Below are 15,706 nucleotides of genomic sequence, written 5' to 3'. Positions count from 1 at the left end.
CGATTTTTATTCCAAAAAGAAACATTACGGATTCAAAAGAAAATAGAAGTTTAATTAAGCGATTAAAAGGTTATAAACCTTTTTTTTATCCATATTATTTAGAAGCAACTCATTTTAATCCATTTCATAAAAAGCCAGATTTATAAAGTTTAAAAATAAATTTATTATGTTCCGGCCGATTTTATCTGGTTCTGAACAGCACTATCAGTATCCCGATTCCTACAAACACGAGACCATAAGTTATAACTTCCAGACTTAATTGAAAAAAAAGAAATACAGTCGAAAGTGCTCCAAGAAACGGGATCAAGGGAAAACGGCCAATATTCAGGGGAACCTTAAAAGGGCGACTTCTTCCGGGGTTAGTATAACGAAGTTTTATCAGAGAGAGATTGACCATAAAAAAGATAATAAAAATCATAAAATTAGAAATATTTGCTACGATTGCAACATCCTTGAATAGCGTAAACAGGGCTGAAAGAAAGGAAACTCCTAAAATTGCGACCCATGGTGTCCGGTAACTGGGGTGCACTCGTGAAAAAAAGTTAGGAAGAGTCCCTGAATCTGCCATGCCATATACAATCCTTGACCCGCCAAGCATGACCACAAGTACAGTATTCATAGTGGAAAAAAGAGCGATCCAGGACATGAGGACAAAAGCCTTATTTCCCAGAGAAATAGCCACAACATCTGCAAGGGGAGCACCTGAAAGTCCAAGAACCCGAAAGTCAAGCACGCTTACGGCAGTTACTGCCACGCATATGTACAGGAAAACCGTAACAAAGATGGCAATAAGCAGGGCTTTTGGAGTTGTCTTTTCGGCTTTTTTTGTTTCCTGTGATAATCGTACAATATCTTCAAAACCGAGAAATGCGAAAAAAATCAGAGTTGAAGCCTGGAATATTCCTGCCAGGTCTGTAGCTTCGAGATAATTTACCGTTCCAAGGTAAGGAAGACCTGTATAAATTACAATTAGAAGACCTGACACTTCGATAAAACTTATGAAAATAGCAAGCCTGGCAGATTCCTTGATCCCGTAAACCATGATGAGGCTGAGAAAGATAAACAGGCCTAAAGTTCCTATCAAATATCCATTCCCGAAAAGGTTGCTAAAATACCTGCCAAACCCGAGGGCAACAGCAGAACTCGTTATTGCTACAAAATATATGACAAGTAGCCCAATAAACAGGCCAATACGTTCTCCAAAAGCTCTTCTTACGAACCCGTATTCTGCTCCAGCCCCCGGAAACATGGAAGCGAGTTCCATATAACTAAAGGCAGAAAGTGTGGCCGTTGCTCCGGCAAACAGAAAAGAAAACCAGACCATATTGCCTGCAAGCCCTGCAGCTTTTCCCATAAGTACGTAGATTCCGGCTCCTAGAATATTGCCAATTGCTACCAGAGTAACCTCCAGCAGATTTAGTTCCTTTTTCAGTTCTGACTCCCCTTTCATAATAAGCCCCGCGTCAAAACTTGAAAAACTCAAGTACAAAAATAATAAAAGTAATAAATAATAAAAGTGGAACATTTACCTGTCAGAAAGACTATCCTATGAGAAGCTGTGATTACTTTCTATTAACTGGTTCTCAAAAATTCTCTTTTCGAGAATTTAGAAGTTTTACCATTAAGTAGCTCCACGGAAGGCTGCTGAAAAAAATAAGTAAGGTCCAGGATAGACTGGCCGGAATTTACTAGGCTGAGAGAGACCCTACACGCAAGCTTAAAATAAATATTTTCAGGTTTTAATGTACATATTTTCAGGTTTTAATGTACATATTTTCAGGTTTTAATGTACATATTTTCAGGTTATAATTTCATTTTCCTGGCGAGTTCTAGGCCGATTTCCTCCACTTTATTCAAATCTTCTTCCCTGGGTTTGCCCTTTACCTGAAGGGTTCCAACAATTTCCATCTTCGAGGGAACCAGAATTTCTCCTGCTTGCTTCAGAGCGCCTCCACCCCAGCCGAAAGATCCAAGTATAACCCCATATTTTGCAGGTGGCTTGAGAGCTTTTACCAGGTAAGTGCCGTAAAGGGCAAGAGGATGCATGCCTGCAAGGACGGTTGGAGTTCCAAGGATAACAGCGCGGGAATCAACCAGTTCTCTTGCAATATCTCCTGTATTCGCAACTTCAAGGTCATAGATTCTGACATCTATACCTTCTTTCAGTAAGGTTTCTGCGATTGTCCTGACCATTATTTTTGTGGAGCCCCACATACTCACATAGACAATAAGGGCTTTATTTTCGGTCTTCCCTGTAGTCCATTTTGCGTAGGGTTCAAGTATACGCTGAGGGTTCTTATAGATAGGTCCGTGACTCGGCGCAATAATTGCGATATCAAGATCCTTAATTTTTTCAAGGGCTTTTGCCCCCATTTTTCCAAAAGGCATCATGATTTCCCCATAATAGCTTTTTGCAAGAGGAATAAGTTCTTCTAGGTCCTCATCATAAACGCCCTGAGCTGTGTGAGCCCCAAAGAAATCACATGGGAATAGGACCCTGCCTTCAGGTAGGTATGTGAACATGGTTTCAGGCCAGTGGAGCCAGGGAGCTTCGATAAAGTGCAGGTTTTTTCCTCCCAAATCAATAGTATTTCCATCGGCAACGACTTTAACCCGATCGTCTGGCAGGTCATGGTAAAGGCTTGCCATTTTCACGCCTCTTTCTGTGGTAACAAGCACCGAGTCAGGAGTCCGGTCCATAATAAAACGAATTGCACTGGCGTGATCGGGTTCGGCATGATTCATAATCAGGTAGTCCAGTTTTTCCAGGCTGGAAACCAGGTTTATTTTCTCTTCGAACTCCTCTTCAAAACCAGGGTTCACGGTATCAATAAGTGCTGTTTTTTCTTCTCCTTTTACAAGATACGCGTTGTAGCTTGTCCCCTGAGGCAGCGGAACCAGAGCATCAAACATTCTGCGGCTCCAGTCTTTTGCCCCAACCCAGAATACATCTTTAGCAATTTCAGGAACACTGTAAATCTCCATATTTTTACCTCCATTCCCCCAAGCAGTAAAACGGCTCGAAATAAGAAGCATGCAAGTTTGTCTGCATCTATCAATCCGAGAACTGGATTTATTTAACGACTAATTTTATGACTATATTGTATTTGTCCGATATATTTATTAGGCAAAACCCTTAACTGGTAAAACCTTAGATTTTAACTGGCGTTTTAACTCGGTAAGGAAAAGGTAACTTTTAATAAATTAAAATGAAGCTGTATTGCCTTCTCTTTTTTTATAGTATTTTTATGGAAAAATTAAAAAAAGAAAAACTTTATATAGACAGCAGTAAGTTATCTTCTTCCTAGCAGGCAAGAGTTAACAAAATTATGGCCAATGTGGCAATCCTTGAGCCTGAAAAATATTCGGTATTGAAATGAGGCTTTAATACCTAAAATATTACGGTTACCTAGAACATTGCAGTTAAAAAAAAGAAGGGATAATTATGAAAGCATCATCCGTAGAATTAAATCCTAATAAACTGGTACAGTACCTCAACAAACCAGCAAGCGAATTCACCAAAGACGACATTATTAAGTTCATAAAGGAAAACGGCATTAAGATGCTGACTTTCCGTTATATTGGTGGAGATGGAAGACTCAAAGCTCTCGCCTTTGTGATCAGAGACGAAGAACATCTTGACAACTTGCTTTCCGCTGGTGAGAGAGTCGATGGATCAAGCCTTTTTACATACATCGAAGCAGACTCAAGCGACCTCTATGTCCTTCCTAAATACAGGACTGCCTTCGTGAATCCTTTTGAAGAAATCCCAACCCTGGATATCCTCTGTTCCTACTTCGACAAAGACGGAAATCCTCTCGCAAGCTCTTCCGAAACCGTCATGAAGAAAGCTGCCCAGGTCCTGACCGAGAAGACAGGCTATGAACTTCAGTCAATGGGCGAACTCGAATACTACATCATCGCCAACAAAGAAGACGTCAATATGGCTTTCCCAGCCGTTGACCAACAAGGATACCACGAATCCAATCCCTTCACCAAATTCGACCAGCTCAGAAAGGAAGCAATGATGTACATCTCCGAAGCTGGCGGAAAAATCAAATATGGGCACTCAGAAGTCGGAAACTTTACTGACGATAAATACTACTACGAGCAGAACGAAATCGAATTTGAGACTGATTCACTTGAGAACACTGTCGATCGTCTGCTTATCGCAAAGTGGATGCTCAGGATGCTTGCCGACCAGTACGGTGTAATTGTAAGCTTTGCTCCAAAGATTACTGTCGGAAAAGCTGGAAGCGGACTGCACGTCCACATGAAGCTCCTGAAGGACGGAAAGAGCGTCATGGTCGAGAACGGTGGAGTTAGCGACACTGCAAAAATTGCAATAGCCGGAATTCTTGACATTGCAGCAGGAATTACTGCTTTTGGAAACAGAATTCCTACATCCTACCTGCGTCTTGTACCTCACCAGGAAGCTCCTACCAACATCTGCTGGGGAGACAGGAACCGCTCTGCTCTGATCCGCGTGCCTCTTGGCTGGTTCTCTGAAGAATCCAGCAAGATGGTAGCTCTCGCCAACCCGAACTATAGCGAAGAGTTCAAGAGCCACAGCTACAAGTCTACTTTTGAATTCCGTGCCGCTGACCCATCAGCTGACCTTTACCTCCTGATGGCATCCTTTGCTGTAGGTATCCGCCACGGCTTTGAAATGGACAATGCCCTTGATGTTGCAAAGAAGCTCTACATTGATGTCAACATTTTCAAGGATGAACACAAGGACAGGCTTGCCCAGCTTGAGCACCTGCCTGCATCCTGCTACGAGTCCGCTCAGGCCCTGAAGAAGCTGAAAGACGTCTTCATGGAGTATGATGTCTTCACCGAAGGTATGATCGATGACAACATAAAGTACCTTGAAAGCCTTGACGACAACCAGCTTAGTGAGAGACTCTACGGTAAGAACGAAGAAATCAGGAAACTTGTGGACTCTTACATCCACATTGGATAATCCTGTTTCAGTACATTAAAAATCTTTTTCCACAGAAAAATGCAGAGTCCTGCTTCTCAGGGAGCAGGGTTCTGCCAATAATATTTTTCTGAAAATTTTCTAAAAGCAGTATTCTGTCAAGTTTTCTGAAAAAAGTAAGCTTCTTGCTGCTTTTACCAGATATTCCGTTACTTTTCGCTTACGGTTCGCACTGTTTTTTACTTCAGATCTCTTTTTACTCTTCGCTTAAGCTTTTTACCTCAGATTTTACCTCGGTTCTTAATATAGGGACTTTCTTTTCCGGATTTTTCGTGCTTTCTCTATTTTTCCCGTTTTTTCTCGGGTTTTATCCGATTCTAATTTTTCAAGGTAACACTTCATAGTCTATTCAGGTTTACACCAGACCGTGCGGTTACGGGGTTGGCTTTATCTATCTTAACGAAATCTATAGGGAACGTAAAGTGATAAGGACTCGAATTGATCAGAAATGACAGAAAACAGCAATCCAGAAAACCCCGATAGACAGGAAAAAAACCTCTCCGAAACCCCGATCCCCAAAATAACAATCATCTGTTCTGCCCCCGATCTTGCCAGCCAGAACATTAAGACCCAACTTTTAAACCTCATAGAATGGAAACTCTTAGAGCTTCCTGAAAATTCCGGATTCTCTGCAGCCAGGGAATCGCAGGACGGAAAATTCAGACTCGTTGATATTGAGGAAACGCATGTCTTCCAGGACGGACTCGACAGAAAACTTGAAAATGCGGGGTTGCCAGCTTCTCTTATAATTTTCGCATCCAAACACCGGAGCAAAGAGGAGATTTCTTCCCTTACCGTACACTGCACAGGAAACCCCTCAGACGATGTAAGGCTTGGAGGTTGCCCAAAATCTCTTGCAGTCTCTTCTCCGGCTGCTATGAAATCCATCCTTTCGGAAATGAAGCGCCTGGCTGAGCAAAAAGGCCTTAAATACGATGTTACTCTTGAAGTGACCCACCATGGGCCGACTGAACTTTCAGTTCCTTCCCTTTATGCCGAAATAGGAAGCACTGAAGTGCAGTGGAATGATCCTGAGGCAGGCGAGGTTGCTGCAAAAGCTATCCTTGCAGTCTCCCTTGAAAAAGTGCCTGTTGCCATTGGTTTTGGAGGGGGACATTATGCCATGCGCCAGACAAAGCTTTTGTTTGAAACCAAAATCTCTTTTGGGCACAATTTTCCCAAGTACAAGCTTGAATTTGTGGATGAAGCCCTGATCAGGCAAGCAATTGAAAAATCAAAGGCTGATTTTGCTTATTTTGACCGGAAATCCATGAAAAGTGAAGAAAGGAAAAAGATTTCCAAAATCCTTGAGAAACTGGGGCTCAGTGTCCTTAAAGAATCAGAGATCAGGGAAAAATATGAAAATTAACATTAAAACAAACTTTATAACAAGTTCAATTCTCCAGAAAAATTGTGTTACTGCGTATCTGGAGCACTCCAGTACACAGAAAGGGATACAATGCTGAACATAGAGCTACTTCCGGTTCTCCTCCGCTTTCTTTTTGGAGGAAGCGCTGTTGCGATTTCCGCAATTGTTGCAAAGAAGTTCGGAGGCAGGTTGGGAGGAGTTTTTGCAGCTTTTCCCGCAGTATATCTGGCAGCAATTCTGGGCCTGAGCATAGATTATAAGGGAAGTGAACTGCTCCTGATCTCAGAACAGCTTTCTAAAGGTGCACTTGTGGGAATGCTGGCAGACATTTGCTGCGCTCTTGCTGCAAGTTATTTTATTCTCAGGTCCGGGTGGAAAAAAGGGCTGGTTTACTCGCTTCTCCTCTGGGCTATGCTTGCTCCTGCAATCTACTTTGTGTGGTTCAGATTCTGAAAAAAATCTTTGGCCAAGCTTTCTTTTAGAAAGGTTGTGGTCAAATTTTCTTTTATAATATCTGAATAATATTATCTTTCTGGATTTACAGTATTTGGTACAGAGTTCTGGTTTGTTGATATCTTTTCATAACCAGAACTCCATTTCTATGAATTGAGTTACTCTTTGTTCTTGTTCATAAACTGTATCTTTAGCGGTGCTTTTACTTTAGGAATGATAAAAATATAATTTCAAATATTCATTTTTGAAATGGTTTTATATACGTTGCCCAAGGCAATATAGATACCAGAAATCGTGAAATTATATCTTCTTCATTCCTTAGTATCAAAACACTATAAAATATCAACAAAAATACTTATTATCCAATAAAATTTAATTCATAGAGATGAGTTTGAAATATTTTAGGACTTACGCGGTTGAACTGAGAAATCAATAGCATTAAGCCCTTAACTGTATAAAACACAAATCTAACCATAAGGCCTATTGAATTTGATTTTGTACCTCAAATGCGTGAGTCCTAAACTACTTCATAGCCTGTTAGTGTTTTTCTCTCCAATTTAGAGCTGTCTGGGTTTTTGTTAATGCGTTAATCAGGTGCCCTGTTGTTTGTTGGTATTGCCTGAGGCAGAGGTTTTTACATCTTCGTCTCTGGATGTTTTGCTGGAGCTATCTTCCACACGGGAACGGAAATCCGTTTTTGTGGTATGTTTACCTCCTTTAGCTTTGGAGGAGGCGCTTTGCCAGTTGATATCGGCAACTTTTTCCGCTTTCAACTGCAAGTTTTCGCCTTGCATGCTGGTTTTCGCCATTATATCAGCGGAAGGTGGGGATGCGGACTCGGAAACTTGCCGATTGTTGGAACCACCTTGTGGATTAGACATCGAGGCCGATGCTATCTCAATTAAGGCGCAGATTAACAGCATTATCACTATCAATTTTATATCTTTTCTCATGTTCTCTACACCCTATATTGGAGAGAGTATATCTCTCTCCAATATTTTTCTTCGTATTTCTTGTCCCTCCATTTTTTTGTTTATCGTTTTATGATACGTCGACACCATGAAACAAGTTAGCACGCTTTCACGATAAGGCAAATTTTGAACCTTTATTCGGTCATTACGGATTGACCTTCGCTTATTGTTTCTTCCTATTCGAGATTTTTTAATATTTTTGAGATAATCAAAAATTGGCATTGATTCTGCTGGCAGTTAACCGCCATCGTCAAAAACTCGAAAATATTAAAACGTCTCCAGATTTATGTTGTTTGTCCAGGTTTGATATCTTCTTTTAAGCTTGCGATTTTCAGCAACAGACTTCACGATCCATCATTCATATCTTGTAAAATATTTGATAAGCATTTGACAAAATAAATTGTTTATATATTTATTTAAACAACCTGCCAAATATTGAACTTTCTCGAAATACTCTGAAATTACAACCAAGCAAAGACACTTTGAGAACTATTATTATAATAATATTGCCTATGTGAGATGTTCTGCTCTCTGTCCATCATCAGACAATTGTTGTCGTGTTATTCTCTAGAGGGAAGATTGTTGTTGTGTTAACCTCTTTAGCTTTGTTGTAGCATACCACCGCTTTTTCATGCCTGCCAAGTTTATCAAGAGCAATACCCTTGTTATGCCAGGCATCAGAATCTTTTGGGTTTATTTCTATGGCTTTAGCATAAACTTGGACTGCTTCTTCATATTTACCCCAATTATCAAGAACAACACCTTTGTTATACCAGGCGTTGAAATAATTTGGGTCTATCTCTATGACCTTATCATAAGCTTGGATTGACTCATTATATTTACCTAAATCAGAAAGGGCATTACCTTTGTTATACCAAGTATCGGAATCTTTCGGGTCTATTTCTATGGCTTTATCATAAGCTTGGATTGACTCATTATATTTACCTAAATCAGAAAGGACATTACCTTTGTTATTCCAGGCAAAAGAATAGTTTGGTTTTATCTCTATGGCTTTATCATAAGCTTGGATTGCTTCCTCATATCTACCCAAATTATCAAGAGCAACACCTTTGTTATTCCAGGCAAAGGAATAGTTTGGTTTTATCTCTATGGCTTTATCATAAGCTTGGATTGACTCATTATATCTACCTAAATCAGAAAGGGCGATGCCTTTGTTATACCAGGCATAGAAATAGTTTGGGTCTATTTCTATAACTTTATCATAAATTTGGATTGCTTCTTCATATTTACCCATCTCATCAAAAGCTATGCCCTTGCTATTCCAGGCATGTAAATCTTTCGGGTCTATCTCTATAGCTTTATCATAAGCTTGGATTGACTCATTATATTTACCTAAATTAGAAAGGGCATCGCCTTTGTTATTCCAGACAAAGGAATAGTTCGGGTATATCTCTATAACTTTATCATAAGCTTGGATTGACTCATTATATTTACCTAAATTAGAAAGGGCATCGCCTTTGTTATTCCAGGCAAAGGAATAGTTCGGGTTTATCTCTATGGCTTTATCATAAGCTTGGATTGACTCATTATATTTACTCATACTATCAAGGGCAACTCCTTTGTTATACCAAAATGTAGCATTCTGCGAAATAGCCGAATCATTTCCTGTATCTGCTGCGCCTGTGATACTTTCCAGTATTAAAAGTGCCAGCGTCGTTATTCCTAAAACCATTATGAGGGCATATCCTTTGCGTGTTTTACCACATATCATTTCTTTCATTTTACGCCTCCCAATATGACTTGTATATTTGTAATAAAAAAGGATAAGATTATACATACATGATAGAGATTACACATATAATACATGACAAACTATATATATAAATATACTTTTATAAAATAAGACGTTTGTATAAAATGAACTACTTTCTGACCTATTACCCTACTTTTATATTAATTATGACTTACGCGGTTGAATGAAAAAATAAATAGCATTAAAAATTTAACTGTCTAAAGCATAAATTCAACTATAACTTCTGTTGTACTTGATTTTGTGCTTCAAGTGCGTAAGTCCTATATTTGAAACATTTATGGTAAATTTGGAAACGTTTTGTGATAAGGCTCATCACCCATATATTCTTCCCATTCTTCGGGGAGGAGATTTCGGGTTAAACGATTGCTGGCTTCATTTATAAGATCTTCTTTAGTGCTACACGTCCACAGCCTTGCAGTACTATCAGCACTCGCCGTAGCAATGTATTTTCTATCAGGACTGAACACAACGTCATTCACCCAACCATCATGGCTCAGAACAAAAGCTTGTTTACCTGTAGCTGCATCCCATATGCGTGCTTTATGGTCATTACTAGCCGTAGCGATATATTTTCCATCAGGACTGAACACAACGTCATTCACCCAACCATCATGGCTCAGAACAAAAGCTTTACCTGTAGCTGCATCCCATATGCGTGCTGTGTTGTCCTTGCTTGCTGTAGCTATGTATTTTCCATCAGGGCTGAACACAACATCATTTACTGGACCATCATGGCTCAGAACAAAAATTTGTTTACCTGTAGATGCGTTCCATACGCATGATGTGTTGTCACCACTCGCTGTTACGATGTATTTTCCATCAGGACTGAAAGCAACATTATTCACCCAATCATCATGGCTCAGAACAAAAATTTCTTTACCTGTTGATACATCCCATAAACGTGATGTATTATCACAACTCGCCGTAGCAATGTATTTTCCGTCAGGGCTGAAGGCAACCTTCTTTACCCAATTACTATGGTTCAGAACAAAAATTTGTTCATCTGTAGATGCATTCCATATGCGTGCTGTGTTGTCTAAACTCGCCGTGGCTACGTATTTTCCATCAGAACTGAATGCAACACTAGTCACCCAACCATCATGGTTCAGAACAGTAATTTGTTTACCTGTAGCTGCATTCCATACGCGTGATGTATTGTCATAACTCGCCGTAGCGATGTATTTTCCATCAGGACTGAACACAACATCAGCTACCAGAGCATCATGGCTCAGAACAAAAATTTCTTTATCTGTATATGCGTTCCATAAACGTGCTGTGTTGTCATCACTCGCTGTAGCTATGTATTTTCCATCAGGACTGAACACAACATTATTCACTGTATCATTATGGTTTAGAACTTCTGTAGCTGTATCCCATAAACGTGCAGTTTTGTCACCACTCGCTGTAGCTATGTATTTTCCATCAGGACTGAATACAACATTCTTCACCCAATCATCATGGTTCAGAACAAAAATTAGTTTACCTTTAAATGCGTCATATACGCGTGATGTATTGTCACCGCTCGCTGTAGCAATGTACTTTCCATCGGGACTGAACACAACATCATTCACCCAATTACTATGTTGCCGAACAAAAATTTGTTCACCTGTATATGCGTTCCATAAACGTGCTGTATTGTCATTACTCGCCGTAGCGATGTATTTTCCATCAGGACTAAATACAACACTCTTCACCTCACCATTATACGTTAAACTGTCATGTTTAAGAGCAAAAATTTGTTCACCTGTATATGCGTTCCATACGCATGCTGTACTGTCAAAACTCGCCGTAGCAATGTATTTTCCATCAGGACTGAATACAACATTATATACCAGACCATCATGGTTCAGAACAAAAATTTGTTCACCTGTATATGCGTTCCATAAACGTGCTGTGTTGTCATCACTCGCCGTAGCTACGTATTTCCCATCAGGACTGAACACAACGTCATTTACTGGACCATCATGGCTCAGAACAAAAATTTGTTTACCTGTAGCTGTATCCCATAAACGTGCTGTATTGTCATAACTTACCGTAGCTATGTATTTTCCATCAGGGCTGAACACAACATCAGCTACCGCACCAGTATGATTCAGAACAAAAATTTTTTTACCTGTAACTGCATCCCATACGCATGACGTATTATCATTGCTCGCCGTTGCGATATATTTTCCATCCGAACTGAAATTAATATCATTTACCTGACCATCATGGCTCAGAACAAAAATTTGTTCACCTGTAGCTGCATCCCATATACATGACGTATTGCCACGACTTGCCGTAGCTACGTATTTCCCATTGGAGCTGAACACAACGTTAGGACTTACGCAGTTAAAATGCCGAAAACTTGATATCTTTATAAATATACTTATGGCTTAGTGTTTCTCTAAAAACGTACGGAGTTATGGACATAAATCCACCTAAGTGTACCGACATTGACTACATTAATTTTCTCATTGCGGCTTCTAACGTTTTTAGCTGTACTGAAGCTGCTAGATGTTATCCAGACATAGCTAATGCTCCTTCTCATGATGCTTTTACTCGTTGCCTTCAAAGGCAACCTCCAGACACGGAAGCACTATGGGAGGAAGTAAAAAGTTATGTCAAGCTTAAGGGAGGATACCTAATTGTTGATGATTCAACATTAGATAAACCATACGCAGAAGAAATTGCTTTTGTTCGTCGTATGTGGAGTGGAAAACATCATCGTACTGTAAAGGGAATAGGCCTGGTTACCTTAGTTTGGACTGACGGTACAACCGTTATACCTATCGATTTTCGAATTTATAACATCGATGTAGACGACAAAACAAAGAATGACCATTTCCGTGATATGCTTGACAAGGCCGAAGAACGTGGTTTTAATCCCAAATTCGTTTTATTTGATACATGGTATGCAAGTGTGAAAAACCTTAAAGCCATTAGACAGAAAGAGTGGCATTTCCTTACAAGATTGAAAAATAATCGTTTGGTAAATCCTGACAACAAGGGAAATGTGCCACTTGAAACAGTAGATATTCCTCCAAAAGGACGTGTGGTTCACCTCAAAGCATATGGATTTGTAAAGGTGTTTAGGATAGTTTCAAAAAATGGAGACACGCAACACTGGGTTACAGATGTGCAAGAGATGGATGAAGCAAAACGTGAAGATTTGGCAAAGAAGTCATGGAAAATTGAGGAATATCATAGGGGAATAAAACAGTTCTGTGGTGTCGAAAAATGTCAGGCAAGAAAGGAAGAATCACAAAGAGCACATATAATGTTCTCATTAAGAGCTTTTCTTAGACTGGAATTACAAAGAATCAAAAGTGGAATATCCTGGTTTGAAAGTGCTATGAAAATTAGAAGAGTGGCAGTGACAGAATACTTAAGGAATCCCCAATACACGTTAAATTAATTCAAATATTTGAAAGTTTGGAAAAAACAATATGCTAGGAGCCAACTGCGTAACTCCTAAACGTTATATACCGGACCATCATGGCTCAGAACCACACCACGATGCGGTATGAATAATAATTCCTGACGTATTAACTGCTCAGCTTCCAACATTAACTGCTCAGCATCCAGCCTATTAGTAAACCCCAAAATTGACAGGCGCGTCAAGAAATCATCATTCAACTTCCTACTAATTTGAAATGATTCAATAGCGAGAAGAACACTTATATCTAAATTCTTGGGATCTCCCCGAAGAGTATTAGATTGTAAATTTAAGTATGAAACGCGAGCTTCTTTATTCTTTTCTTCAGCGTTAATCCACAGATATACTGCAAATCCGGCTAGAATTAAAATGGCAATTGAAAAAACTGCAAGTACTTTAATAATGCGGCTTCTTCTCCTTTCTTTCTCTAGTCGTTCTTTCTCTGCCCACTCTTTCTCTAGTCGTTCTTTCTCTGCCCTTTCTTTTTCAGCCCATTCTTTCTCTAGCTTTTCTTTCTCTGCCCTCTTTTCCTCTACCCTTTTTTTCTCTGTCAGTTCATCATTAAAAACCTTATTAGAATCTTGTATCGGTTTGATAAAACTGTCGTGTGCGAGTTCATACCAGCGCGCACCTGCCCGCCATTCTGCTCTAATGAGGTGCATGCTTTCAAGCACGTCAATGGATGCATTGGGAACACCACAGGTTGACTCTGGAGCCCGGTACACCATTCCTCGTGTCCCTGTCTCCGTGATCAGCTTTTTATCGCATAATCTGCGCAGGCCCTCCTCATCAATGCCGGCTTTCTCTGTCGCTGTCCTTATAGCCTCTTCGTAAAACCTGGAAAGTACCTCTTCTACATTGCCATAGGTTTTCAGGTGCTGAAATGTAATTTGCTTTTCATCTGGAGGTAATTCCTTCCAGAGTTTCTGGCATACTATCTGAAGTTGTACAGCTTCTATGAACTCGCCTGGTACTTCAGCGGTCTTGCCTGGCATTGTCTCAACTCGAATCTTCAGCAAATCGTCGACAAGTTTTTCTGCCACACCTTCTGCAAAAAAGCGATCAGCTTTTTTCACCGGTTCTTTGATCGCAAGCAGCGCATCCTCACGGTGCAGCCGCTCCATGTGAAAACGCGTCCACATCCTTTCGGGAAGAGGATCTTCATAAGGATCTAGCTGAGCTATAAAATCTTCCCGAATGACAAAAACCACCCTTAAAAGGGGATCTGCTTCCAGAGCAGTGTTTACTTGCTCAAAGAAGCCCTCTCTATCTTTCCAGCGGTCCTGATACAAAGAGAAGATTTCCTCAAACTGATCGAAGATAACGGCACGGCGTAATGGCATACCATAGTCATCCATCTTATGCTCTCGTGCATTCAAAAAATCAACAAGTTTCATTTTAGCCAAGCGCTTAACATTATACTCGTCTTCAACCCAGCTTGTGAGTGTATTAAAGACATATATGTTCGAAATCTCGTCAGTTTTTGTATTTTCCAAAATTGTGCCTTTGACTCGCGCCACCGGGAAAACTTCAATCTGTTTTCCCTTCAGAAGAGGAATAAGTCCGGCATTGATAATGGAAGTCTTACCTGCACCCGACTGGGCATAGACGAGAACCAAACGATGTGCGATGACTGTGGACAGAAGATCTCGAACTTCACGGGCTCTTCCGAAAAAAATACCTTCATCTTTCTCTTCAAAAGGTCGAGGGCCCACATAAGCCTGGAATTCAGGTACCATGATTAAAAGCCTCCTTCTCTGCCCATTCTTTCTCTGCTTGTTCTTTCTCTGCCCTTTCTTTCTCTGTCCATCGTTTTCTCAATTCTTTGACAAATTCGCAGCAATCTTGCCAGTATACGTGGATATTAAGATCCGAAAAATATTTTATCAGATATTTCTGAGCTTTTTCTTTTCGATCCTCAGAAACATTCCCTGGCACGAGCTGCACGGATATGTGCATTCTATCTCTTTCTTTTAAATAGTCAGCAAGAATCCGGAATAGAACATGAAAATCCCAATCAGCTATCCTGTAGCCTAGAAAAAGAAGAGATGTGTCTGTAAATGCTTCCTGAATACGCAGTGGAAGAATGTTTTGCTTACTTAATGTGGCAGTCCTTGATATGGCAGCAAGGAAATCCAGATAGTCATACTCTGTTAGAACCAGCGACCCTTTTATTTCATAGGTACCATAGAGGTGAAATACCAAAGGTTTTTCCCGAGTAGGAACATAATCTGATGATGTTCGTTTGAATTGCATGGCGTATTTATTCCACCGACATATTTCCTGGATTGGTGTTTTGTCACGGCTTTTAAGAGCTTGCTCCATAAGGTCATCGTAATTTGTGGTGATATAAACTGGCAGTGGAAGATCGGCCAGCACTCTATGAAGTTCATAAGGATTATCGAAGTAACTTGGTGCGACTTCTTTTAACTTTTCTCTTATTTTTTTACATATTTCTTCCTTTGGAGTCATAGTGTCTGCGGTCACCGCCACAAACTGAGCCACCTGTATTAAGTCATCAGAATCTTTCATTGGGTAGTCGTAATCTTTTGCCCATTTACTTGCAATCTGAGAATAAACAGGAATCTTTCCAGCACAAACTCCGGCTCCAAGAAAAGGAGTACACTTTCCATCCTTGATTCTTCGAAGAAGGAGGTCCCAATCCTCATCTTCCAGCTTATTTGACATTACTAAAATCCCCCACAAAGTTTAAAGTTCAAACCATTTCTCCATTTGG

11 protein-coding genes are annotated in these 15,706 nt (G+C 40.1%); 4 read left to right on the top strand and 7 right to left on the bottom strand.

The genetic code is table 11. The features are described from left to right. Positions 1–181: 181 nt before the first annotated feature. Both MSBRM_RS11910 and MSBRM_RS11905 read right to left on the bottom strand, forming a co-directional pair. Positions 182–1,450 (bottom strand): APC family permease, encoded by a 1,269-nt coding sequence (locus MSBRM_RS11910; RefSeq protein WP_048116527.1) that lies wholly within the window; start codon positions 1,448–1,450, stop codon positions 182–184. A gap of 353 nt (positions 1,451–1,803) precedes the next feature. Next, positions 1,804–2,985, bottom strand: a complete 1,182-nt coding sequence (locus MSBRM_RS11905) for an FprA family A-type flavoprotein (RefSeq protein ID WP_048122666.1) — start codon at positions 2,983–2,985, stop codon at positions 1,804–1,806. 460 nt (positions 2,986–3,445) lie between these two features. Between MSBRM_RS11905 and MSBRM_RS11900 the strand changes: the two genes are divergently transcribed. The 3 genes from MSBRM_RS11900 to MSBRM_RS11890 all read left to right on the top strand — a co-directional run bounded on the left by MSBRM_RS11900 (position 3,446) and on the right by MSBRM_RS11890 (position 6,806). Beyond that, positions 3,446–4,966, top strand: coding sequence for a glutamine synthetase family protein (locus tag MSBRM_RS11900; protein ID WP_048116530.1), 1,521 nt, complete (start codon positions 3,446–3,448; stop codon positions 4,964–4,966). A gap of 466 nt (positions 4,967–5,432) precedes the next feature. After that, positions 5,433–6,353, top strand: coding sequence for a D-aminoacyl-tRNA deacylase (locus tag MSBRM_RS11895; RefSeq protein ID WP_048116533.1), 921 nt, complete (start codon positions 5,433–5,435; stop codon positions 6,351–6,353). Positions 6,354–6,443: 90 nt separating this feature from the next. After that, positions 6,444–6,806 (top strand): DUF3147 family protein, encoded by a 363-nt coding sequence (locus MSBRM_RS11890; RefSeq protein ID WP_048116535.1) that lies wholly within the window; start codon positions 6,444–6,446, stop codon positions 6,804–6,806. Between the two features lie 590 nt (positions 6,807–7,396). On the opposite strand, the gene MSBRM_RS11885 is transcribed toward MSBRM_RS11890, so the two are convergent. The 3 genes from MSBRM_RS11885 to MSBRM_RS11875 all read right to left on the bottom strand — a co-directional run bounded on the left by MSBRM_RS11885 (position 7,397) and on the right by MSBRM_RS11875 (position 11,905). Then, on the bottom strand, positions 7,397–7,759 hold the full coding sequence (locus MSBRM_RS11885) for a hypothetical protein (protein WP_048116536.1): 363 nt from the start codon (positions 7,757–7,759) through the stop codon (positions 7,397–7,399). Positions 7,760–8,318: 559 nt separating this feature from the next. Next, a complete protein-coding gene (locus MSBRM_RS11880) occupies positions 8,319–9,518 on the bottom strand; it encodes a tetratricopeptide repeat protein (protein WP_052712877.1) in 1,200 nt (399 codons plus the stop codon). 308 nt (positions 9,519–9,826) lie between these two features. Further along, positions 9,827–11,905: a WD40 repeat domain-containing protein gene (locus tag MSBRM_RS11875; RefSeq protein WP_394298328.1), complete on the bottom strand. Its 2,079-nt coding sequence runs from the start codon at positions 11,903–11,905 to the stop codon at positions 9,827–9,829. A gap of 50 nt (positions 11,906–11,955) precedes the next feature. On the opposite strand from MSBRM_RS11875, the gene MSBRM_RS11870 reads away from it, so the two are divergent. After that, a complete protein-coding gene (locus tag MSBRM_RS11870) occupies positions 11,956–12,948 on the top strand; it encodes an IS701 family transposase (RefSeq protein ID WP_048155834.1) in 993 nt (330 codons plus the stop codon). A gap of 56 nt (positions 12,949–13,004) precedes the next feature. Here the strand turns inward: MSBRM_RS11870 and MSBRM_RS11865 are convergent, their stop codons facing one another. Both MSBRM_RS11865 and MSBRM_RS11860 read right to left on the bottom strand, forming a co-directional pair. Next, entirely contained in the window at positions 13,005–14,708 is a 1,704-nt protein-coding gene (locus tag MSBRM_RS11865; protein WP_048157073.1) for an nSTAND1 domain-containing NTPase, read from the bottom strand. After that, positions 14,698–15,657, bottom strand: a complete 960-nt coding sequence (locus MSBRM_RS11860) for an SIR2 family NAD-dependent protein deacylase (RefSeq protein WP_052712875.1) — start codon at positions 15,655–15,657, stop codon at positions 14,698–14,700. Before MSBRM_RS11860 ends, MSBRM_RS11865 begins: the two co-directional genes overlap by 11 nt. Positions 15,658–15,706 lie beyond the last annotated feature (49 nt).

The sequence above is a fragment of the Methanosarcina barkeri MS genome (assembly GCF_000970025.1).
Taxonomy (GTDB): domain Archaea; phylum Halobacteriota; class Methanosarcinia; order Methanosarcinales; family Methanosarcinaceae; genus Methanosarcina; species Methanosarcina barkeri.
The sequence above is the reverse complement of the archived record's forward strand: the minus strand, read 5'-3'. Positions and strand labels throughout refer to the sequence as shown.